This window comes from Simkaniaceae bacterium, from assembly GCA_021734805.1.
Classification (GTDB): Bacteria; Chlamydiota; Chlamydiia; order Chlamydiales; family JACRBE01; genus Amphritriteisimkania.
Genome location: JAIPIG010000012.1, coordinates 19,613 through 43,347, shown reverse-complemented (window position 1 = coordinate 43,347; position 23,735 = coordinate 19,613). Strand labels below are relative to the sequence as shown.

At 39.0% G+C, this 23,735-nt stretch carries 20 protein-coding genes; 3 read left to right on the top strand and 17 right to left on the bottom strand.

Features of this window, described 5'->3' with window-relative positions; genetic code table 11:
• The first annotated feature begins 65 nt into the window (after positions 1 to 65).
• The gene (locus tag K9M07_03570) at positions 66 to 1,196 is read left to right on the top strand and encodes a hypothetical protein (protein MCF7852304.1); all 1,131 of its coding nucleotides are present in this window, start codon (positions 66 to 68) and stop codon (positions 1,194 to 1,196) included.
• Here K9M07_03570 and K9M07_03565 read toward each other — a convergent pair whose 3' ends face one another.
• The 14 genes from K9M07_03565 to K9M07_03500 form a co-directional block, all read right to left on the bottom strand.
• Entirely contained in the window at positions 1,197 to 2,513 is a 1,317-nt protein-coding gene (locus K9M07_03565; protein MCF7852303.1) for a hypothetical protein, read from the bottom strand.
• A gap of 178 nt (positions 2,514 to 2,691) precedes the next feature.
• Entirely contained in the window at positions 2,692 to 3,969 is a 1,278-nt protein-coding gene (gene rho, locus K9M07_03560; GenBank protein MCF7852302.1) for a transcription termination factor Rho, read from the bottom strand.
• 272 nt (positions 3,970 to 4,241) lie between these two features.
• The gene (coaE, locus tag K9M07_03555) at positions 4,242 to 4,826 is read right to left on the bottom strand and encodes a dephospho-CoA kinase (GenBank protein MCF7852301.1); all 585 of its coding nucleotides are present in this window, start codon (positions 4,824 to 4,826) and stop codon (positions 4,242 to 4,244) included.
• 1 nt (position 4,827) lies between these two features.
• On the bottom strand, positions 4,828 to 7,512 hold the full coding sequence (polA, locus tag K9M07_03550; GenBank protein MCF7852300.1) for a DNA polymerase I: 2,685 nt from the start codon (positions 7,510 to 7,512) through the stop codon (positions 4,828 to 4,830).
• A 186-nt stretch (positions 7,513 to 7,698) separates the two neighbouring features.
• The gene (locus K9M07_03545) at positions 7,699 to 8,739 is read right to left on the bottom strand and encodes a S49 family peptidase (protein ID MCF7852299.1); all 1,041 of its coding nucleotides are present in this window, start codon (positions 8,737 to 8,739) and stop codon (positions 7,699 to 7,701) included.
• Between the two features lie 70 nt (positions 8,740 to 8,809).
• Positions 8,810 to 9,349 carry a CDP-alcohol phosphatidyltransferase family protein gene (locus K9M07_03540; GenBank protein MCF7852298.1) on the bottom strand — a complete coding sequence of 180 codons (540 nt, stop codon included), beginning with the start codon at positions 9,347 to 9,349 and terminating at the stop codon, positions 8,810 to 8,812.
• A 188-nt stretch (positions 9,350 to 9,537) separates the two neighbouring features.
• The gene (locus tag K9M07_03535) at positions 9,538 to 10,146 is read right to left on the bottom strand and encodes a DedA family protein (GenBank protein ID MCF7852297.1); all 609 of its coding nucleotides are present in this window, start codon (positions 10,144 to 10,146) and stop codon (positions 9,538 to 9,540) included.
• A 21-nt stretch (positions 10,147 to 10,167) separates the two neighbouring features.
• Complete coding sequence (locus tag K9M07_03530) at positions 10,168 to 11,739, bottom strand: NTP/NDP exchange transporter (GenBank protein MCF7852296.1); 1,572 nt, start codon at positions 11,737 to 11,739, stop codon at positions 10,168 to 10,170.
• A 398-nt stretch (positions 11,740 to 12,137) separates the two neighbouring features.
• Entirely contained in the window at positions 12,138 to 13,334 is a 1,197-nt protein-coding gene (locus K9M07_03525) for a phosphoglycerate kinase (GenBank protein MCF7852295.1), read from the bottom strand.
• 13 nt (positions 13,335 to 13,347) lie between these two features.
• Positions 13,348 to 14,463: a phosphodiester glycosidase family protein gene (locus K9M07_03520; protein ID MCF7852294.1), complete on the bottom strand. Its 1,116-nt coding sequence runs from the start codon at positions 14,461 to 14,463 to the stop codon at positions 13,348 to 13,350.
• Positions 14,429 to 15,178 carry a DUF3820 family protein gene (locus K9M07_03515; GenBank protein ID MCF7852293.1) on the bottom strand — a complete coding sequence of 250 codons (750 nt, stop codon included), beginning with the start codon at positions 15,176 to 15,178 and terminating at the stop codon, positions 14,429 to 14,431. The genes K9M07_03520 and K9M07_03515 overlap by 35 nt, the downstream gene beginning before the upstream one ends.
• A complete protein-coding gene (yihA, locus tag K9M07_03510) occupies positions 15,175 to 15,783 on the bottom strand; it encodes a ribosome biogenesis GTP-binding protein YihA/YsxC (protein ID MCF7852292.1) in 609 nt (202 codons plus the stop codon). Before yihA ends, K9M07_03515 begins: the two co-directional genes overlap by 4 nt.
• Positions 15,773 to 16,192, bottom strand: coding sequence for a tRNA (adenosine(37)-N6)-threonylcarbamoyltransferase complex ATPase subunit type 1 TsaE (tsaE, locus tag K9M07_03505; GenBank protein ID MCF7852291.1), 420 nt, complete (start codon positions 16,190 to 16,192; stop codon positions 15,773 to 15,775). The genes yihA and tsaE overlap by 11 nt, the downstream gene beginning before the upstream one ends.
• An 81-nt stretch (positions 16,193 to 16,273) precedes the next feature.
• Positions 16,274 to 16,993 carry a DUF2709 domain-containing protein gene (locus K9M07_03500; protein MCF7852290.1) on the bottom strand — a complete coding sequence of 240 codons (720 nt, stop codon included), beginning with the start codon at positions 16,991 to 16,993 and terminating at the stop codon, positions 16,274 to 16,276.
• A gap of 292 nt (positions 16,994 to 17,285) precedes the next feature.
• Between K9M07_03500 and K9M07_03495 the strand changes: the two genes are divergently transcribed.
• Together K9M07_03495 and argS are read left to right on the top strand one after the other, a co-directional pair.
• Complete coding sequence (locus tag K9M07_03495; protein MCF7852289.1) at positions 17,286 to 18,356, top strand: leucine dehydrogenase; 1,071 nt, start codon at positions 17,286 to 17,288, stop codon at positions 18,354 to 18,356.
• A gap of 109 nt (positions 18,357 to 18,465) precedes the next feature.
• On the top strand, positions 18,466 to 20,232 hold the full coding sequence (gene argS, locus K9M07_03490) for an arginine--tRNA ligase (protein MCF7852288.1): 1,767 nt from the start codon (positions 18,466 to 18,468) through the stop codon (positions 20,230 to 20,232).
• A gap of 33 nt (positions 20,233 to 20,265) precedes the next feature.
• Here the strand turns inward: argS and K9M07_03485 are convergent, their stop codons facing one another.
• The 3 genes from K9M07_03485 to K9M07_03475 form a co-directional block, all read right to left on the bottom strand.
• Entirely contained in the window at positions 20,266 to 21,252 is a 987-nt protein-coding gene (locus tag K9M07_03485) for a KamA family radical SAM protein (protein MCF7852287.1), read from the bottom strand.
• 92 nt (positions 21,253 to 21,344) lie between these two features.
• Entirely contained in the window at positions 21,345 to 22,766 is a 1,422-nt protein-coding gene (gene murA, locus K9M07_03480) for a UDP-N-acetylglucosamine 1-carboxyvinyltransferase (protein MCF7852286.1), read from the bottom strand.
• A complete protein-coding gene (locus K9M07_03475) occupies positions 22,747 to 23,727 on the bottom strand; it encodes an ATP-grasp domain-containing protein (GenBank protein MCF7852285.1) in 981 nt (326 codons plus the stop codon). Before K9M07_03475 ends, murA begins: the two co-directional genes overlap by 20 nt.
• Positions 23,728 to 23,735 lie beyond the last annotated feature (8 nt).

Sequence of the window (23,735 nt, the reverse complement as noted above, 5' to 3'; positions counted from 1 at the left end):
ACTAAATGCTTGAAATAGATATTATTTTTGTGAATAATTCAAATTTTTAATAGGGGTCTAAAACAATGAAATTAAAAAAAATACTTATTATAGTTATTGCTCAATGCCTATTCATACAAGCCTCAGTTTCTGCTAAGTTGATTAAATTCACCTATGAATATGAACTGGCAGGGGAAAAAAAAGATCTCACTCAACTCATTGCAATTACCGATCTGTTTTGTAATGCAGTTATTTTTCAATGTTATGAAAAAATAGGGAAAAAAATTGCATTCCTTGATGTCAATGTCCATGGATTTCCTTTAAAAGATCTTAGTTTGAATAAACAACCGCTCGTTTCAAAATTTGAGGTAAAAATTGAAGAGGCTCATATTTCACATCATGCGCCCGTATTTTTCGATACGTTTTTTAATTTGAATACTAAATTACTCTCGCCTAATGATTTTGTTCGTAGTAAAAGCATTACAAGACACTTTTATGAGGGTCAATTTGATAAGAGTCAAAAAACAGATGATGCAAGTTCTGTTATTGTCGCCTTAGATGATATTAATTATCGTCACTTTTGCGAGTATATTTCGAGCAATCCCGTAGTACAAAAAATGCGTATCTGTGTTGAGCAAAAGCAAGAAACTGCTGCGACAAATCCCGAAGCGAGATTTAGAAAACGAAGACCATTTAAAAAAATAGCTAATTTGTCATCTGAACTTGAAAATCGCGGGTTTCAATTTGCCTCTCCGATCACTGATTTCAAAAAAGAAACGTATTCAGCTGTAGATTCTCAATTTGTTTTAGTAAAAAATTCATTTCAGCTCAGTCTTGCAGAAGATAAAAAACGTGATATTTCTCATATTATTACGCAAATGGGAACCAAGAGCGATTCAAAGTTATTATGGCATGTTTCAGATTTGAAAAAGAGAGGGGATAATATTAAACATGTTCCCACATTACAATTTCTTGCTTACATCTTTTCAAATTCCAATCTCAGAGATTCAATGAAGAAAATCAAAGGAAGTTACTTCAAATGGACTTTGAATATGCAAAAAGAGATTTCATCCGGATTACAAAAACAGTTTGAAAGGGGAGAGCTTCAAGACCAATTAGAAGGATTTGCAGAATTTATTGGTGTGAATTATGACGAGTTAAAAAAGGCATCGGATAATCAAGATTGGAATGATTTTCTAAATGCATTGATGAGATAGTCAATAATAGAAATGATTTGATTCTTTTTCCCGACTATTGTCTTTATTTTCTCTCTCATCTGTGGAAAAAAATTCTTTGCAGGTTTGGAAAAAGGTATCGGGGGTGATAAAGCGGGCTCCTTTTCTTTGCATAAGGTAGGCTGCATTCCCTTCTTCCCAAATAGGCATGCCTGCGCTATGTTTATGTGAAAATCGATCGAGATTTTCAGTATGAATCCAGATATTTCCCCGGCAGACAGATAAAAGTTCCATCGCGGTAATTCCACCGGCGCGGGTAAATGTCATATCGGATCTAAAGAATAGGGGGGCAATGACTTCATCATCTTGAAAGGGCATTGGAATGACAGTTAATGTTTCGGGATAATCGTGTTCGAAAGCGATGAGATTTTCAACCCTTTTAAAAAGTGAATGAGGTTTTTCATCATAATTACGGCAAAAAACAAATAACAAATCACGGCGATTTTTATCTTTGGCGTTTTTGCATATCTCAATGTAATTGGAGACATAATTGAGCGTCGCTTTTTCATGGGGTCTTGAACCCAGCATAATAATGGACACAAAATCTTTAGGTTCAATGGTAATTGATAAATAAGGGCTTTCATCGATTAGATTGAAGCACCCCTTGCTTGCCGTTTTTTCAATTAGTCTTAATTCTTCTTTGGAGTGGGTGAATATACGGATATTGAGAGGTTCTTGGGTTCTTTCTTTCCCCATTAGTTTTAAAAAATAGGGGCGTAGAGGGGGGGTATCAATGAGGATATCCGTTGAGGAAATACCACACAGTGTTTGCCAAAAAAATTCCTGTTTATCTTCGGCAACAAGACTCGAGAAAAAGCAAGACACCTTGATATATTGTTTTTCTTTTTTTGAGAGATTTTTAATCGGTTGGGTAAAATGCTTGACATGTTCGGAAGGGAGTTCGGTAATAATTTTTTCGAAAGCAATTTTTCGTTTTGTAAAAAATGAAATAAATGTGAGGGCTTTAACAACAGCGGAAGTGCCAAGTATTTGAGTGTCAATGATTTTTGTAATTGGATTGCGAATGAGAGTATAGAGGATTTTAAAAAAGATTGGAATCCAGAATAGTTTTTCGGCTATAGGAAGACCTGTAATTCGGAGCCATTCTTGGTAATGGACATCTCCATTTTCTTGTGCAGAATTCCATTGCCATAGAAAAAATTTTCCAATTTTTTGTCCAAAGGTATCAATGAGAATATCGCAAAATAAAAATCGAGTATTTGGTTGTAGCTCTTTGATTTGCTTATACTTAGCCTTAGTAGCCTGAACATGTCCTCCTCCACCTGATAACGTGATCATCAAAATCATTTCCGGCGAAGATTTCTGCTTGTTTGAGGACATTGCGCTCGAACCGATTTATCATTTTTTATTGAGCAGCCCCTATCTGATTGCAAATCATTTAGGGGCAAATATAAATAAACCTAAAAGTTGGCTTCTAGCTGCTTCATTCATATCAGTTTAAATAATAAACTAACAACTAATCTTTCATTGAGAGCAAAAACTCAGCATTACTTTGAGTTTTTCTCAATCTTGCAAGCAATAAGTTCATTGCATCTAAAGGGGATAGATCGGCCAGTGCCTGTCTGAGTAGATAGATTTTCCCGAGTTCTCCCGGATGGTATAAGAGCTCTTCTTTTCTTGTTCCACTCTTGATCAAATCGATAGCAGGATAAACCCTGCGATCTGCAAGCCGTCTATCTAGAACGAGTTCCATATTTCCCGTCCCCTTAAACTCTTCATATATCACTTCGTCCATCTTAGATCCAGTCTCAATTAATGCCGTTGCAATAATTGTCAATGATCCACCGTTTTCAATATTACGAGCAGCTCCAAAAAATCTCTTGGGTTTGTGGAGTGAATTAGCATCAACGCCCCCTGTTAAGATTTTACCTGAGTGAGGTTGAACTGTGTTATAAGCTCTTGCTAAACGTGTTAATGAATCGAGCAGGATCACAACATCTTGTCCATATTCAACAAGTCGCTTTGCTTTTTCAATGGCCATCTCAGAAACTTGAACGTGTCGTTCCGGAGGTTCATCGAAAGTGGAGGAAACGACTTCACCTTTAACCATTCGCTGCATATCGGTAAGTTCCTCAGGACGCTCATCAATTAATAGAACAATCAGGGTTACTTCGGGATGATTTTTCGCTATAGCATTGGCAATATTTTGTAGAAGAACCGTTTTCCCTGATTTAGGCGGTGCTACGATCAGTGCTCTTTGCCCCTTACCAATAGGAGCAGATAGATCTAAAACTCTAGTTGATAGTATTTTAGGATCTGTTTCCATCATTAATCGCTGATCAGGATGAAGGGGAGTTAAGTTCTCAAATAAGATGCGATCTTTGACATGTTCAGGATCTTTTCCATTAATTCGATCAACTTTAAGGAGGGCAAAATACTTTTCTTTTTCCTTTGGAGATCGGATTGTTCCGTAGACGTGATCTCCCTTTTTGAGATCAAAGCGTCGAATTTGTGCAGGAGATACATAGATATCTTCTGCGGACGTAATATAATTGTAGTTGGGAGACCGTAGAAATCCAAATCCATCGGGTAGAATTTCAAGTGTTCCTTCTGCGGCGAGAATTTCATTCGGGCGATTTGACTTCGCTCTGACAATTTCATAGACAATTTGGGATTTCGTCATATTGGAAATGTGTTGAAGTCCCATATTGCGAGCAAATTTAGAAAGCTGATCGATATTCATTCTTTGAAGATCGGCTATTTTTGTAATCGTAGGTTCTACAGGTTCTTTCATTACGGGAGGGGGGAGGACTGAAGCAGCTGCATCTTGCTCTTGTTGATGTTCTGAAATCTCAGGCGCTTTTTCCCGTTGGTGTCGATGTTGGTGGGATTCTCTTGGTTTGAGATTCTTCTTCGTTTCAGAAACGGTTTTCGAAGGTGGAGTTAATATTTTATTCATAGGTTGATTTTCTGGTTGTTTATGTTCTTCAGACATGAGTTTGGTATCCCTCATTTAAATACATACTTATTTTAAAAGATTCCAGTTCGGATATCATTCAGTTTAAATTAAAAAATAACGCTTACATTTTCAGAGATCTTGCGTTCGAGATCTTCCAAGGTTCCCTCATTTTCGATCACGATATCAGCATGTTTTCGCCTCAGCTCATCTGTCCACAGCCTTGCCGTTCTTTGATTAAAATCATTTTCTGAATGCCCTTGCTTGAGATATCTAGATTTTGCTTGATCTAGGCTTGAGGCAATGAGAATGGTTAGATCAAAAAAGGATTGCCATCCTGCCTCAAATAATAATGGGACTTCAACGACAAACGCACGAGCTTTAGTTTCTACTGAAATCTCCTTATACTTCTTTATTATCGCATCAAGGGCTTGAGGGTGAAGCAGTTTTTCTAAGTCTCTCAGTTTTTCAGGTTCATTAAAAACAAGACTTGCAACTTTTTGTCGATCGACTTTTCCATTAACCAATACATGGGCTCCACATATTTCAGAAATGCGGAAGATGTTTTCTGGAATAGAAAAGAGTTGAAGGACGACTTCATCAGAGCTAATGATATAAGCCCCTAATGACTGTAATATCTGACAAACACTACTCTTACCGGAAGATAAGCCGCCTGTGATTGCTATTTTCTTCATTCTAACATTCGCCCCAATTTTTTCCTATGGTAATGTCAACTTTGAGAGGGACCAGTAGAGGATAGATGTTTTCCATTGTCTCTGTAACAAGTTGAGTCATTTCTTCTAATTCATAATCGGGACATTCAAAAATGAGTTCATCGTGAATCTGAAGAATGAGCTCGCTTTGCAAGGCTTTTTGTGCCATTTTTTGATCAATTTTAATCATTGCCATTTTAATTAGGTCGGCTTGAGTCCCTTGAATGGGGGAATTGACTGCAAAGCGCTCTCCTTGTGCTTTAATAAAAGCATTTTGACTGTTGAGTTCCGGAAGGGGTCGTCTTCTTCCTGTAATCGTGATCGCAGCTCCGGCCTCTTTAGCGTCGTTTTTGGCCTTCTCCAAAAACTCTTCTACTCTAGGATAGCGTTTAAAATATGTTTTAATAAACTGAGCTGCATCGCGCATGTCAATTCCAAGTTCTTTTGACAGTCCAAAAGCTTGTTGGCCATAAATAATTCCAAAATTGACGGCTTTGGCTTGATGGCGCATTTCTTTGGTTACTTCAGCTTCCGAGACATTGAAAATAAGGGCCGCTGTTGCAGTATGAACGTCAGCGGAATGCTTAAATGCATGGATTAATTGTGGATCTTCACTCAAGTGTGCCACGATTCGCAATTCTATTTGTGAATAATCTGCAGATAAGAAGGACTGAGATGCAGACTTTGGGCGAAAAGCCGTTCGAATTTGTTTCCCTATTTCGGTGCGGATCGGAATATTTTGCAAATTGGGGTCTTGGCTTGCCAGACGTCCTGTTGCCGTGCCCGTTTGATTAAAGCTACAGTGGATTCGATGCGTGTGTGGATTGATTTGCTCGGGCAGAGCATCGACATACGTTGATCTCAATTTTTCCAGCATGCGAAAATCAATAATTTTTTGAATGATAGGGTGGACTGTCACAAGTTTTTCTAAAACATCAATTGAAGTAGAATATCCGGTTGCTTTTTTCTTTTGAAAAGGAGGAATTTTTAACTCTTCAAAAAGAAGATGGGAAAGTTGTTTAGGAGACTTAATATTAAACTCTTGTCCTGCAAGTTGATAAATTGTCTCTTCAAGATGTTTTAAGTCGCTGGAAAGTGAGATAGACATTTGTTTTAATAAGGGTTCATCTACAAAAACCCCTTTCCTCTCCATCATAAATAAAATGGGAACAAGGGGCATTTCTATCTCATAAAATGTTTTTGATAGTTGAAGTTCATCGATGAGGGGGCAAAAATGCTCTTTGAGAAGATAAGTAAAATGGACATCCGCACAACAATATTGGCAGACTTCATGAAGAGGAACATCGCCGATTGGAATTTGCTTTTTATCAACTGTCATTAATTCCTTATAGGATTGTTTAGTGACTCCGAAGATGGCTTCAACGATATGATCAAGTCCATGTTGATTCTTTTCAGGGTGAATTAAATACGATGCAATCATTGTATCGAAACAGACATGTCTTACGAAAATATCATGATTGGCTAATACATGCAGATCATATTTGATATTATGTCCAAAGAAGGCATGGTCATCACTTTGACACAACGCCTTAAGTGCACTCATCAGGTAGTCGCGTGGTATTGCACCGTTAAAAGGGAGATAAAAAGTCTCTTGCGCATCGATTGCAAGCCCAACGCCGACAAGCTGAGCTTGCATTTTATCTAGAGAGGTTGTTTCCGTATCAATACAAATGATAGGAGCTTTTTTTAGTTTTTCCAGTACGTGCTGTAATGAATCTAAATCATTAATTAAATGATTTGTTGATGGGGTTTGATTTTTTTTAGGAGAAGAAGGATTAGATATAAAGGTGTCTAATGATTTGAGAAGCGAGGTAAAATTTAATTCGCGATAAAACTGTTGTAGACCTTGAATGTCCTTTTCTCGAGGGGCATACTCTTCAATTTGGGTAGGGACTTCAACATCCATTTGAATGGTTGCCAGTTTTTGCGAAAGAAGGGCAATTTCCTTTTCAGCACTGATTTTATCGCGTTGCTTGGGATTTTCCAGCTCATCGAGATGCTCTAAAAGATGATCAAGGGTGCCAAATTGATCGAGTAATTTTAGTGCGGTTTTGGGGCCAAATCCCGAGATGCCGGGAATATTATCTGACGTATCTCCCATAATGGCCAAGAGATCAATGATTTGATCGGGACGAACACCAAATAATTCCTTGACCTTAGCTTCATCTACTAAAAGATTATCTTTGTTCACATTGATCATTTGGCATTTTGGTGAGACCAACTGGCATAAATCTTTATCTGAAGAACAGATATAGGTCCTAATGTCGTGATCTTTTGCCCAGTGAACAATGCTGCCAATGACATCATCCGCCTCGACCCCGGGGATTTGAATCAAAGGCAATCCGTATAGGCGACAAAATTCATAGGTTTTATCGAGTTGAGTTGCCAACTCATCAGGCATCCCTTGCCGATGGCTTTTATAATCTGCATAGATGGCAGTTCTTGACGCTTTATTATCGGGTCCATCAAAAATTACGGCTAAATAATCAGGGTGAAAATCTTTAATAATTTTTTCTATGCTGCGAATAAACCCATATATGGCATTAGTTGGGAACCCCTGTTGATTTGTCATCCCGCGAATGGCATAAAAAGAGCGGAAAAGAAAATTGGCGGCATCGAGTAAATAAAGTGATGGGTTTTCTGACACTAATAACCTATAGATGAACAGCAGGAAGATAAGACGCTATATGATTGATTGTCTCGACTTTGTACATTTTTCGGCGCGATTGTAGGTCAAAATCTTGCAAAACTTGCGTCCGAAAAATGTACAAAGCCGAGATTATGCTTCTATTTTATCAAGCCGGAAGAGTTTAATACTAGTCATTTCTTTAGATTAGGGGTGATATAGAAAGAGAAGACGATCGGAGAGTTGGTGCTTCATCTCAATATCGCTCATCAAGCTTCCTTTAAATAATTTTGTTAACAGATGAGCTTTTTGATCAAAGACATCTAGGAGGATTGAAGGAGCGGGCCGTATTTCAAGAACCTGATATGACTTTTGTTCATCGACATTGGCCTCTTTTAAGAGGGCAAGTAAGGTTGAAGCATATTGTGCCGTGGACTGATCGATATATCCGTATTCTTCAGCCTGGCTAGATGAAAATATTTTGGCGCCGAATTCATTTTTTAATTTGTCAACAGTCAATTTGGGGCGGTTTTCAGCAACAATCGCAACAAAATGATCGTAACTATCGCCGACGATGGCATCGAGTTCTTCAGCTTCTCCGGGTTTCCAGGGTCTAAACGGATTTAGGGTGTCTTTACCCGTTCCATCCGATACCGTAAGAGAACCAATGCCTACTTTTTCCATGAGTTTGCTAAAATTGAAGAATGGGCCCCATACGACACCTACAGATCCAATGACTGATGAAGTATTTGAATAAATTTGATCGGCAGCACAAGCAATATACATTGCTCCGGATGCACAAAATCCATTGACATAAGCGTAAATTGGAATTTTAAATTCTTCCTTAAAGCGCTTTAGCATAAAGTAAATTTCTTCACTGTCATTAGCTGCTCCTCCGGGCGAATTGATATAAAGCATTAAACCTTTAATTCTGCTTTTATACACGGGATTAGAACGTATTGTTGAAAGCGTTTTTTCTATTGTTAATGCATTGAGTTTAGGGCTGCCAATAACGCCTTCAATATTAATTTTCAAAATCAGTGGCGATTTATCTGAGGCAATTTGGGTCACACCATTGGCATTGGGGGCAACAAAAATGGTGGTTTTAGGCATGATATAAGAAGACCCCATCATCCCAAAAATAAAGAAAAAAACCACGATGCCGAGCATGAATCCAATGAATCCAAAAAAGACTTTTGTAAAGGAACGGATGGCTGAAATAAAAATAGATTCTCTTTCAAATTGCATAGAAAAACACCGAGCTTTTTGTTAGTCGCTTGTGCTGAGAATAGCTGAATGACATTTAGTTTGTATAGAGTTAATTTGATTTTGTCTCATCAATTTGTATCGTTTTACGATGAGAGCGTTTGCAGTGGAGCCAAAATAGCTCGATTAAAGCAAAGATCGATAGGAATATAAAGACAAAATAGAAGTTATTAGGGATTTTCCATCCGATTAAAATACAAATAGTCGTTGCAAATTGCAGAGCTGTGCTCACTTTTCCCCAAATAATGGCTCGAAAATCGCATGCCTTTAATTGTCTTGTAGCGATTAAGTAAATTGCAAAGATCACTAGAGAAAAATCACGTGAGATCATAGCCAGCGCACACCATGTGGCAATACTGTGCTCTAACCAGAGAATGGTTAGGATAAAATAAATGAAGAATTTATCCATGACCGGATCAAGAACAGCTCCAAATCGAGAAGTGTAGCGGTAGCGTCTAGCTAGCCAACCGTCAATAGAATCAGTTAGCATGGCTAAAATGACGGCTGAGAGACGAATGGCCGTATTATCAAGCAAAAATAAAAAAGCTAATGGAGCTCGCGAACAAGTGAGAGCATATAAGAAGATTCGCATGAAAATAAAAGCCTTATTTATTTTGCATAGATGAACCTATCTGTCTAATCATAGCGTATTTGTGATTCAAATATTAATTTTTTAGGCTTAGGTGTGTATTTTTACAAAAAATTATGATCGCCTACTGCTAAAATATGAACATTTGAATTTTCCCTTTTTATTAGGAAAAGCTCATTAGGAAAATAGATTCATGCTCTTTTTTTTCTGTACTTATACCAGATAACGGTAATTACCGTCACACTGAAAGCCAAAAATACCACAATATTAAATACTTTCAAGTGTTGTTTTAATACCTCAAAATTTTTTCCCAAATGATAAAAAGAAAAAAACATGATTGAAGACCAAGCGCTGCAAGCAATAAAATCGATGAGGGCAAATTTAAAAAAATTCATTTTGCTTAACCCTGTAGAGACAAAAATACAGTTTCTTACTCCGAAAGGGATGAATCGCCCTATAATTAATGTCGCAATTCCATATTTTTGATAGTAGGTTTCGACTTTGTCAATTTTAGACGGGGGAAGCATTTTAGACATGAGTTTAGTGGAAAGCAATCGTCTACCAAAAAAACGTCCTAAAGAATAGGCAATCCAGCCTGAGATCGAGCAGCCGATAAGAATGCTGAAATAAAGGGGCCACATAGAATGGGGCATCACAGAGGCTGCTAAAAATGCACAAAAGACCAATACGATATCTATACTAATAGGAACATTAATACCCGCCAGGATTAAAGCGGTAAATACAATCCAAGGGGCATGGACTTGGTGATCCGAAATAAACTGTAGAACGGTATCTAGCATAGACCAATTTTATCCTATCATTTAACTCAACGCTTGTTGGTTTGAAGTGGACTCAAGATTACCGACTTGAATGGGCTCTTGAGTTGGGTCGCTCTCATGTGATTCGATAGCAAAAAGGCGGCCAAGCGATTTCACTGAGAACATCCAAACAATCACAACGGCAAATAGGATGGCTGCGATATAAGGTGTAGAGGCAGAGACGGACCCAAAGATAATGAGAAGCAGTTGGTGGACAGCAGATCCCCCTGATTTTCCTAAACGAGAACCGACTCCGTCAATCGCAGCTTTTCCTTTTAATTTTGCTTCAGGATCAAGAGGGATAAAAGACATCTCTTTTGTCGCATCAAAAAAAGTAAACTTGCATGTACGGGATAGAACATTCTGTATTGAACCGAAGAAAACGCTAAGTACAAGGGGGGTTGAGCCTAGTATGATCGCAATGGATCCAAGACCATAGTTTTTAAATAGAAGGAAAGAAAAGAATAGAATCCCGGTGATAAATAATATGATCGGAGTGACTAGCGCGCTAATCGTCCAGCCAAAACGGCGGATCACATTTCCTGTGACAAATAAAGCGGTAAATGTCGATACAATACCAATCCAAACCATCACTTGGCCATAATAGGCAAAAGAGTCATTAGGATCGGGATAGAGTTCTCGAATGCGATCTTTCCAGACGATTTCGACCATATTGAGAGCGATATTATATGTGAGAACGATGAGGCCTATATAAAGTAAATATTTTGATTGACCGAGTGTTGCAAAACTCTTTCTCAAACTCATTTTCTCTTTAGGCTTACTGTACTTTATCTCATCGAATCCCTCCGGGCATGATTTAAATACATGTCGATTCATCCAATAATAGATTCCTAGAGTGATCGCGCCCGCGCAGATCACGATAATCGTTGTAATTCCCAAAGATTGTTGCCATAAATCCCCATAAAACAAATTAATTTTTACAAATTGTTTTGAAATAAGGATAGAGAACTGGCCTGCAACAATCGTTGCGATATTAGCGCCTACACCTAATATGGCATAAAAGCGTTTCGCATCATTTATGGATGAGACTTCGTTGGCAAAGCCCCAAAAAAGGACTGTCATAATCGTTGTTCCCCATAGCTCAGACATCACATAGAATAGGGTAAATGACCAATTTCGGAATACGGAGACAAGTCCCTTTGCCCCAATAGGTAGGTGGTTTTGCATCCAATCAGCAAAGGCATGGGGGTGTAGGTATTCTCTTAGTGGATAGAGGACAAAAGAAAAGAGGGCAAAAAATCCAAGAAAGATACCCATCATGATATAAAAAACTTTTTCACGATTGAATCGATTGGAAAGGCGTGTAAATAAAAAAGTTAGAATAAGGGCCATAGGTAGAATTCCCCACAATTTAATGAAGGGGAGCACTTCAGCACCTGAATCGCGTGCTGTTGTAACAAGGGGGTCTTTTGCTGATTTCAAAAGGCAGTAGTTAAATACGATAAGTGAATAGATGAGAAGCATCGGAATGAATTTTTTTAATTCAAATCGATAGATAGGCCAAAATAAGGATCTCAATTTTCCAAATTTTTCGCCTGTGGCTTCGTTATTCATTGAATAAACCTTGGTTGGGTACTAGTACACTTGAAGATTGAAAAATAGAATATTGGTTATAACTTAAATTTTGATGAAAGAGGGCTTGAATTGGGGGTGAATTATTTGAGACTGTAAGAATCTGACTGTCTGTTTCGCGAAAAGCGATTAGACCTTGATTGAAGAAATTTTGGAAAGGACTACGCCTCTCCTTCCACCGAATACTCGGTTTATTCAAGCATTCCTCATATTTGCAGTTTTGCACCGCATTAGTTATTCTAAATCCTAACAGATAAAATATCTACCTGCAAGCAACTATTATAGTGAAATCGACTAAAAATTCAATAAAAGAAATAATTATAAAATAGCAAATAACTTATTATTAGGCGCTTATGAGTTTTAAGGGCTCTTTAAAAGATTTATCGATTGGTCAATGCTTCCACTCCGGGAAGAAAACCGCTTTCAATGTATTCTAGCGTCGCGCCTCCGCCTGTTGAAACATGAGTGAAGCGATCCACTATATTTAAGGTTTTAATTGCGGATATAGAGTCTCCGCCGCCAACAATTGTAGTGCAGGAAAGGTCGGCTAAAGCTTGTGCAATGGCGTATGTTCCTTTTGCAAAAGGTTCGATTTCAAAAATTCCCATGGGCCCATTCCAAAAAATAACAGCAGCGGTTGAAAAATGACTTTTCCATTTTTCAACCGTTTTCGGGCCAATATCAACTCCCTTCATATCTTTAGGAAAATCATCATTCGAGGCGACAATTAGGGGCTGCACATCATCTGCGATACGGTCGGCGACAACGATGTCTTCAGGTAAAAATAAACTAATATTTTTATTTTTACACTCATCGATAATCAATTTTGCTGCCTCTACGCTATCTGCATCAATGATTGATGCTCCAATATCAATTCCCTTTGCTTTCAAAAAAGCAAAGGCCATAGCTCCGCCAATAAAAAGGGCATCTACGTCCTGCGTGAGTTTTAAAAGGACCTTGATTTTTGAGGTAACTTTGGATCCTCCGCAGATGGCAAAAAAAGGTTTTTTAGGAAAGTTAAAAATCGAAGAGAGCATGGTGGATTCTCTTTCAAGCAAAAACCCCGATGCGCTCAGATCCGGGAAAAACTTTGTAATTTCAGTGATGGAAGAGTGATAACGATGTGCGCATGCAAAGGCATCATCCACGTAGCAATCACCGAGTTGTGATAGTTGAAGCGCAAAAGAGGGGTCCTGTTCAGGCGAACATTCTGCTTCATGAAAACGGAGGTTTTCTAATACGATAATATCACCGTCGCTTATTGCTGCAATCATTGATTTAACTTCATCCCCAATACAATCAGGTGCAAAGGCAACGGGCTTTTGAAGAAGTTCAGATAGACGCTTTGCGCAAATAGAAAGAGATAAATGAGGGTCTCGTTTTTTGGGACGCCCCATATGAGACAAAATAATTGCTTTTCCTCCTTGTTTGATGACGTATTCAATTGTGGGGAGCGAAGAGCGAATGCGCGTATCATCAGCAATGGATTGGTCTGGATTGAGTGGGACATTGAAATCGGTACGGATTAGTACGCGCTTCCCTTTAAGATCAAGTTCTTGCACGGATAATTTTTGCATGATCAGGGTCCTCTTATTTTGCTTTAACGATAATGGCGTTCCCGACAGGGCGTTCTCCGCCATCCGGGTGATAGTAAACATTATTTTGCATGAAGGAATGATTTTTATGGCCAATAAATTGATGGGTTTTACCTTGATAGGAGAATGATGAAGAACCACCACCATCTAAACAGATGGCAAAACGACATCCGATATGTTGCATTAGAATTCCCAATTCATCCATTGTCATCCCAATGCGTCCTTGATGATGTGCTTCGACAATCACGATATGCCACCAATTCTGAGAGTCAATGCCAATAGCTGTTCTGGCATGCTTTTGTTTTGTAATGACGGTGCTTACATTTTCTTTTTCATAGTCTTTGATGAGAGTCCCATTTGATAAAATAAGAACTCCGTTGACGATGTTGTCAAATGATTGCCATTGTTGTCGCCTGTCGGGGTTTAAAACGGGGTCAATTTGAGTGTGAATCATTGCCTGCCGTTGATTGAGAAAGGCTGGAATGAGCAGTTTGGATGCAGCATCGATTGCGTAGATAAACCCATCCTCCGGAATGGTGTGATTGCCATTTTTATCGAGTAGATAGTGAAAAATATGATTTTTAATGAGGTGTTCTTTAGTGCCATGCAGAGTCATTGTTGTTCGATTAAAATTGGAGGTGTAAATGACAGCATGACCGGGATGTAGCTTACGGTTAATCGCATCAACGGGGAGCGTGCGGCCATAAGCATGAAGAGCAACTTTCATTTTGACTCGATCAATATGGGCAGTTTTCCCTCGCTGATTCCATCCAAGCGCTCCGCATTCTCCGGATTTATAACCACAGATCAAGTTGTTGATTTTAAATGGACCGTCAGGGACTCCGAGAAGGGGCACTCCTTGGAAGTATCCCCCGTTCACTGCTAAAATCGCATTGTGCCTTTTGGCAATAGATGAAACGGTTTCCAGTCCTAAGCAGGAGTCTGTACCGTTGATCAGTTCAATTTTAAGACGTTTGGGGTTAACTTTGAAATGATGAATGAATTGCTTGGGTTGATCAGTTGAGTAGGTTTTATACTCAAAATTTTCTGCAAAAATTAAGTGAATAAAAGTGAGATTAAAGAGAAGAGAAAGGATTGCCGGCTTGTTCAAATCGATCCCTCTTTTTTCTATTTTTTAATTCGGTTTTAATAGAATACAGTAGATCTTGATCGAAATTTTGTCTAGCAGCCCAACTCAAATATTCCACAGGGATATCTTTAAAGGGTCTTCCTTTATGTTTTCCTAAGGGCATCGCCTTTAATTGGATGGGGTATTTCAGTTTTTCTATGATTTGGTGGACGGTTTTGAATTTTGTAATGAGTCTTTTAAAGACTTCGATATTGACAAGGACATCGCTCATTGCTCGATGAGCATCTTCCGGAGGAATATTAAAGTGTTGTCGTAGACTTTCAAGTGAATTTGTTGTTGCACCACCATAGAGTCGAGCAAGGCGAAGTGTATCAATGGTCTGGTTTTCGTAGAGTTTACATGGGATTGCACTTTTTTTAGCGCCTTCACAAATTAAATCAATATCAAATTGAATATTGTGTCCTACGATAATATGTTGGGCAGCAATTTTTAAAACGTGAGGTAAAACGTCTTTGATTGGGGGTTTCCCTTGAACCATGTCTTGTGTGATATGGTGAATCTCAATCGAATCCTGTGGGATTTCACAAGGAGGACAAACTAAAGATTCAAACTGGTTTAAATGTTGGGATAGTTGGAATTCGATAATTGCAATTTCAATGATCTCATCCTTTTTTGGATCGAGTCCTGTTGATTCACAGTCAATGCAAACAAATGTGGCGTTTTCTAGTTTAGTCATTCAAATTGATTGATTAAGGCAATAAGTTGTTGTCGTGCTTTAGGTTGCTTAATAGAGTAGCATAGATGAGAAAAGGAAGAAAGGTTTGTTTCGTTTTGAATCATTTCTATGAGCTCCATTTCAATTGACTTTAATTTTGAAGGGGCAATTTTATCAGCTTTAGTGAGAATGACAATGATGGGGATATTAAATGATTGCGCCCAACGGATCATCGTAAAATCGTCTTCCGTAGGAGGAATCCGAATATCCAATAAAATAAAGATAAAATGGGGTCTCATCAGATCAAAATATTTTTGAATTAATGAGCTCCATTGTTGTTGTGCGTTTTTTGCTCTCTTGGCAAAGCCATATCCCGGAAGATCCATTAAAATAAGGTCGTTATCAATAAGGTAGGCATTGATGGTTTGGGTTTTACCCGGTGTTGAAGAGACTTTGGCGAGTTGCTTGTTTTGTAGGAAGTGATTGATAAGGGACGATTTTCCCACATTTGAGCGACCCACAATGGCTCCTTGTAATTTAATGGAGTGGGGGAGCTTTAATGTTTCTAAGTCATGATGTGTTCCAAGGCATTTATAAAAAATGGCCTTTTTAAAATTATAGCCCATGAATACGCACCTCTCTTGATGTATGGGATAGGATCGAAATCGTGATCCAAACGGCATTAGGGGGGATGATAGATTTGATTTTGCTTGGCCATTCAATTAGGGCAATTCTCGCGTCCAATAAATGATCGTCTAATCCACGGGCTAAAAATTCTCTTGCATCTTGCAGTCGGTAACAATCAAAGTGGAGAATATCATCATAAAAATTAATGATGTTAAAGGTTGGGCTGGTGATCTTAGCTTTAGGAAGATTGAGGTGTTGAGATAAAAACCCTTTAATAAAGGTGGTTTTGCCCGCCCCTAGATCTCCTTCAAAACAGATGATCCCTTCAGATAATTGAGTTGCAATTCTTTGTCCCAGCTCGATCATTTCAGCTTCAGAACAAACTTGAAGTAAAGTATGAGAAGACAATGTTATTCACACCTCTAATAAATAAGGGGCAAAGCCAAAAAAATGCATCAAAAGCCTTTTCACTAACTTTAGGGATACGCCCTAGGTTTCAATCCATTGTGTGGCGTAAGGAGCGAGTTCTTTAATTTCTGATACGGCTTCGACAAATGCAGAAATTTTAGACTCTTCGATTTCATTTTGGATGAATTGAAGAAGGTGGTCTTCTATTTGGTAGCGATTTTGGTGTGGGACTTCAATTAATGGGATTGGTTTGAAATAGCTCTTTTTAAAATTATCAATCACAGCTTTTTTGCTGTTGTATAATTTACCGGTTGCCACTGAAGAGAAAACGATTTTTTTAATCGGTTCTTTTCTCTTTTGAATGTAATTTTTAATGACTTCCACATCTTCTGAAACAAAGAATTTTTTTGCCTTTAATCCACCAACTCTTTCCGTATTTTCAGGGCATTTTGAAACCCAGTCATAAATTGCATCAAGGGGGTTGGCGTAAGTATTATCGCCAAAAGCTTTGCCGGAATAAGGGCAGATATAAATTTTTTTAGTCTCTTCATTGACGCTAGCTTGACTAAACTGAATTTTAATCTCAGTTTCTCGGTAGAGCTTCCCTTCTTCTTCAAGGCGTTTAATAAGTTCGTCTTCACTGCGATAGATTGTTTTTTCTTTAACGAATAGGATGGGGTTGATGCTTAGCTTCTTAGATAAGAAAAAGAGGTATGCTGTTAGTAAGTCGCTCTTGGGGGATTCTTTTAGAAAAGCTTTAAGTTCATCTTTAACAAAGGGTGTGATGACAAGTGTTGTCATTGCAGTGAATCCTTTTCATGAGTTTCAATAGAAGAAAATATTACTTAAAGAGTCATTTAATGTCTATAAGAGACTGCTCCCGGTATAAATTTGGGATTGCATTTGCTCAGTCAAATATGGTACTATGTTGGCCAACTTTGGCTCGACTTTGCGCCTTTTAAGGCCTGCTGGCTCTTGGGCTTTTGACTATAGGTCGACCTTGGAGATCGTTTAAACCGGAAGCAGATATTTTGGGACCTTCGGGTTCAAAAAGTTACAAAGTTGAGTTTAAGTAATTACTTTGAGGGCAATAATGGAAACACTTTCTCATCAAATTTTAATTGAAGACCTGCAAGTTGATGGATATGAGCGCGTTGTTAAGTGCTTTGACCCTGAGACTAAATTGGAAGCAATTATAGCCATCCATAATACGAAGTTAGGTCCCGCTTTGGGGGGGACACGTATTTATCCCTATGCTAATTTTGAGAGCGCATTATTTGATGTTCTACGCTTGTCAAAGGGGATGACATATAAGTCAGCCCTAGCAGGACTCGGTCTTGGGGGGGGTAAAAGTGTGATTATTGCTAATTCTAAAACAGACAAAACTCCAGAGATGATGAGAGCATTTGGGCGATTTGTTGAGGCGCTTAACGGCAAGTATATTTGTGCTGAAGACTACGGCTGTACATCTGAAGATGTCGGGATCATCCAAACGGAAACAAAACATGTTGTGGGTGTTGACGGATCACGAGGAAGTGGAAACCCTTCGCCTTACACGGCTTGGGGTGTTTTTAGAGGAATCCAAGCTACAGTCAACACCTTGTTCGGGGATGATTCGGTTGAAGGGAAGACAGTGGCTATTCAAGGCTTGGGAGCTGTGGGCAAAGCGCTTGCTGAGCATTTATTCTGGCATGGGGCCCAATTGATTGTCGCCGACATCGATCCTGAAGTAACCGAGTGGGCTAAACTTAAGTTAAGTGCTAAGGTTGTTCCAACAGATGAAATTTTATTCGTTGAATGCGATATTCTCGCTCCGTGTGCATTAGGAGGAATTATCAATTCCGATACGATCCCTCGCCTCCGGTGTAAGGCAATTGCAGGAGGAGCAAACAACCAATTACTCAATGAGCAAGATGGGCAATCCCTCTTTGATCGAAATATTTTATATGCCCCTGATTTTGTGATTAATGCCGGTGGTGTGATCAATGCTGAATTTGATCTTCATCCGGAAGGGCACATTCCGGCAGTGGCTCGAAATAAAGTTGAGAATATCTACAATGTTATCAAGTCGATTTATCATATTGCAGAGAAGAATGAAATGACGACGTTTAACGCAGCCGTTTCGCTTGCGGAGGACCGGATTAAAAAACTCCCTCTGTCATAAACTCGCATCCGAAAAGTGTACAAAGTCGAGATGAAAATACCTTTCTTTTTGCTCTTTACTGATGGATTCTTTACACTCAGTTCAATTGTAATTCAACTGTTTGACTATTATGAAAACTCTACAGCAACATTTAACTGATTTAGCCTCACAAGCGATTGAAGGGGCATTCAGTCATGAATTTCCGGAAACCAAGAGCTATTTGCCGGCTGATATTACGCAAAGCACGCAGGCTCAATTTGGGCATTATCAGTGCAATAGTGCCTTAAAGCTTGCAAAAGTTTATAGGCTGAATCCGCGAGAGGTTGCTCAGAAAATTGTAGAGATTTTTCCTATCCTGGATGGAGAAGATGGAATAATAGATAGTCTTGAAATTGCCGGCCCCGGTTTTATCAATATTCGCTTGAAGCCTAACAAGCTAGCTTATGCATTGGGTGAGATGTTAAAAAGCCCTTTTTTAGGGATTGCAAGGCCGGAGAAAAAGAAGAAAATAATTGTCGAATTCTCATCACCTAATATTGCTAAGGAATTGCATGTTGGTCATTTGAGATCGACAATTATTGGAGAGACGCTAGCAAGATTGTTCGAGTTTTTAGGATACGACGTGCTTCGTTTGAATCATATTGGAGATTGGGGGACTCAGTTTGGGATGCTTATCGCTTATCTTAAGGAAGAGTGTCCTGAGGCAATTCAAGGAGGCCGAGATGTCTCACTTTCTGATCTAATGCAATGGTACAGGGCGGCAAAGAAGAAGTTTGATGAAGATGAGTCATTTAAAAAAAGAGCTCAGCTGCAAGTTGTCGATTTACAAAAGGGTGAAACAAAAGCTCTAGAGGCGTGGAAGAGCATTTGTCAAATTTCAAGGGTAGGATTTGCTGAGATTTATCAATTACTCGATGTAAAAATCGAGGAGAGAGGGGAATCGTTTTATAATCCTATGTTAGAGGAGATTGTTCACGATTTTTCCCAATTAGGACTGAGTGAAGAATCTGAAAAAGCCCAATGTGTTTTTATGGACGGGTTTGAGGCTAAAGATAAAACGCCCCTTCCAATGATTATTCGCAAAGCGGATGGAGGATTTAATTATTCAACAACTGATTTAGCGGCTCTTAAACATCGCTCTCAAGTTGAAAAGGCGGATCGTATTATCTATGTCGTTGATATGGGTCAAAAATTGCATTTTCAAATGGTCTTTTCAGCTGCTAAGCTGGCAAAATATTTTGATCCCAAAAAAGTGAGAATTGACCATGTCGATTTTGGAGTCGTTTTGGGTGAAGATGGAAAAAAATTTAAGACGCGATCAGGTGAAACGGTTAAATTGATCGATCTTCTTAGAGAAGCAATCTATCGAGCTCGAGATATTATGAAAGAAAGGCTGCAGGATGCTGACCAAGTTGAAATTGATCATTCTGCTGAAATTCTTGGCATTAACGCAATTAAGTATGCCGATCTTTCATGTCATCGAGTGAAAGATTATGTATTTAGTTATGATCGCATGCTACGATTTGAGGGGAATACAGCCGCATTCTTGCTATATGCTTATGTTCGAATTCAAAGTATTAAGCGTAAAGTGAACCAATCAATAGATCAGCTGATGGGTTCCGGGTCAATTCAACTACTTCATCCTTCAGAGGTTGCTTTAGGTCTTCACTTGCGGCAGTTTCAAGAAACACTCGATATTGTCTCAGATGAACTAGTGCCTCATCGACTCACTGATTATCTCTATCAACTCGCTGAAAAATTCAATGCGTTTTTTAGGGATTGTCATGTTCAGGGGACAGAGTTTGAAAACTCGCGTTTATTGTTATGTGAATTAACGGCGCGTATTTTAGAAAAGGGGTTTCATATTCTCGGCCTTAAAACAATGCAGAGAATGTGAGTTAATAGTTGGGCTGCTTGGAGCTCCCTTTAATCACTCTCGGCACACTTCGGTATAAATAGGGGTTTTGCTCGTATGATGCGGGATTTCTTGGACATATTTCGGGACTAAATATCCCGGTAATGCTTCTCTTAAAGATTCGATGAGCATCGTTCCTTCTTCTTTAGGGACTTCAAAATGCTCGCCTCCCTGAATCTGATCTAATTGGTGGAGGTAATAGGGCATAACTCCGCAAGAAATCAGTTTTAAAGAAAGCGCTTTTAAAGTTTCATGTGAATCATTCACTCCTTTTAATAATACGCTTTGATTTAGGAGTTGAAGGGGTTTAAGCAAATGTATAGCGCGCTTGACATCTTCATCAATTTCGCTTGGATGGTTAATATGAAAGACAATCACACATTTCTTACGCAAATTTTTAAGGGTTGATACAATTGAAGGTGTGATGCGTTCCGGAATTCCAATAGGGAAACGAGTGTGAATGCGGATGAGGTGGAGATGATCGATAGAGTCAAGTGATTGCAATAGCTCGTTCAATTTATCATCATTCATGCTAAGAGGATCTCCACCACTTAGAATGACCTCAATCAGACTCTGATCTTGTCTAATATAATTGATTTCTTCGGTAAAGAGAGACGTTGATTTTTGATAAGGGAAATGGCGCCTGAAACAATAGCGGCAGTGTAGAGCACAAGCTGTTGTAACAAGTAGAGCTCGACCCGCATATTTTTTGAGTAACCGAGGGGTAATCTGAAATGAAGATTCTTCAATCGGATCTTTTGTGAAGCCTAGAGAGTTTTGCTCTTCCAAATCTAGAGCTACGAATTGCAAAAACAGCGGGTCCGTTAAACAATTTTTTTGCATTTTATTGGCTAGGCGTTTAGGTACATTTAGTGGAAATGAAGGGCGTTTTAAAATGCGGGCGGCATTGAGAGGATCGAGTTGCAAAAAGTCGATAAGCTCAGATACTTTTGTAATATTAGTGCGCTGTATGGCTTTCCAGTTCAATGGGGACCTATTCATTGTTCTATAGGGGAACCATTATAACCCGGATCTTCTCGACTTTGCAACTTTTTAACAAATCTCATCCATGAATAGGATAGATTTATAGACGGTCAAGGGATATTGGCTATCACCGGTTGGATGCGTGAGCTCGTCCCTGAAGAAACGAGATTGCAGCTTAGCCCACGTTCAAGAGGAATGGGGGCGGGTGCCTCAATTCTTTCGATTTCAGCTCCGAGAGCACTGAGTTTTTTATCGATTGCTTCATATCCTCGATCAACGAAATGGATATTATTGATATATGAGCTCCCCTCGGCAATTAAGGCTGCTAGAACATATGAAAATCCTGCTCTTAAATCCGGAATATTGATTTCTTGTCCAATAAGAGGGGTCGGTCCATGAACAACTAGACTATGGGCAAAATTTTTTGAATTAAATCGACAGGGTTTTGATCCTAAGCAAGAGCGAAAAAGAGAAATATGGGCACCCATTTCCTTTAGAGTCTCAGCATAGCCAAATCGGTTTTCATAGACTGTTTCATGGACGACGCAACTTCCTTCAGCTTGCGTTAGAAGGACGACAAAGGGTTGTTGCCAATCCGTAATAAAACCGGGATGGACATCTGTTTCTATATGGATTCCACCTCTGAGGGGGCGGTCATAAAAAAATTCAATTCCATTTTCATAGACTTTGAATCCCCCGCCAATTTGCCGTAAATAATTTAAAAAAGTGAGAAGATGCGCCTGAACTGCCCCTTCAATAAAGATTTTACCTTTTGTCGCTATCGCAGCAGTTGCATAGGAAGCAGCTTCAATTTTATCGGGCATCACTGTGTGTGTAATTTCATGAAACTGCGTTGTCCCTTGGATAATAATTGTTCGATTAACATCGATATGAATGGAGGCTCCCATTTTTTGCAAAAAAAGAACAATATCAAAGATTTCCGGTTCAATAGCAGCATTTTTAATAATGGTTGTTCCCTTTGCTCGAACGGCTGCAAGCATAGCATTTTCAGTTGCCCCAACTGATGGGTAGGGAAGTTCAATGAACGCTCCTTTTAGGCCCTGGTGTGCATGAGCGAAATAGGCACCATCTTTTTTCATTGAGCGGTATTCAATTGTCGCTCCAAGATGTTCTAAGGCTTGAATATGGAAATCAACGGGGCGTTGTCCAATGTTACAGCCACCAACAGTTGGAATGACAATATCTTCGTCTGTTCGCCCTAAGAGGGCTCCAAGAAGAAGAATAGGAATGCGATTCCCCCCGGAGAAGCGTTGTGATACATAAGTAGAATTGAGATAGGGTGTGACGACTTCTAAAACGCGGGATTCTTTATCCCAATTCACTTGCATGCCAATTTCTTGACATAGCTCTAGTGTCATTTCTACTTCGGTGATATTAGGAACATTTGTTAATATGCAGGGTTTTTCAGAGATTAGAGAGGCGACGAGTAGTTTAGTCACAACATTTTTTGCACCGGCAATCTGAACTTTGCCATTGAGTGTGTGTCCACCTTTAATTTTGAAATGGGACATTTGTTTTTCTTGCATCTAATCCTAACGAAAAAAAGTGTGTTTTATTTTTACAATTTAGTTGAGACGGTAATAGATTTGTAGCACAATTTTTAATCTGTTGCCACTTGAATTGCATTTGTTTTTCTTGTGCATGACGAAATGCAACATAGCTCATTGTTTTTCTTGGATTGATTTCAACAATCGGGTGAAGTCCTTTATCCCAAATGAATGCATCGACGCCAACATGCCCAAAATATCCCATAGTTTGCAATTTTTTTAGTAGTTTTTCCGCTTCAATATAGTGCTCCGTATATTGTCTTAGAAGATGATCGACACCGGTATATGTTGATAAGTAAGCTCCTTTAGCATCATTTTCAATAATGCATGATGTTAATTTTTCAATGGAGGTTGGTGAGAGATAATATTGAGTACTAAAGTTAAGGTGAGTTTGCACCCATGGTTCGGCAATAAGGCATCGCCCCATTGTAAGTTCGCGTTGAATAAAGGGATCCTTCGGGTCAGGGGGTGCATGGTAGATCTTTAGCCCGCGACCGGCAAATCCATATTCGCTCTTTAACACCACCGGATACTGATCAAAATCGAGATCATCAGTAGATGAAATTAATTTGGATCCCGGCAATTGAGGTGAATTCAAAAAAGAAAATTTTTTTGAAGAAGCTAGTTTGACAAGGTCATAGGATGGCATATGATAGACATAGCCTTTCTGATGAGCCCATTCAGCAATGAGTGGGCTATATCCCCAGGATTCAACTTCAAAATCTCCTTCAGGTGGATTATCAAAGGTAAAATTATTTATCCCCATTTTGGTCGTCGTTAGATAAGGCTCTTGTGTATAGAGTGGTGGGAGGAATTGGAGTTGCAAAAAATTGGGATGTAAATAGAAAGAAGAGGCTAAATTAACTTGTTGCGGCCGATCGATGAGGAATTCAAAGTTAACATTTGCAATGTGTAGTTTTTTCAATTTGATCT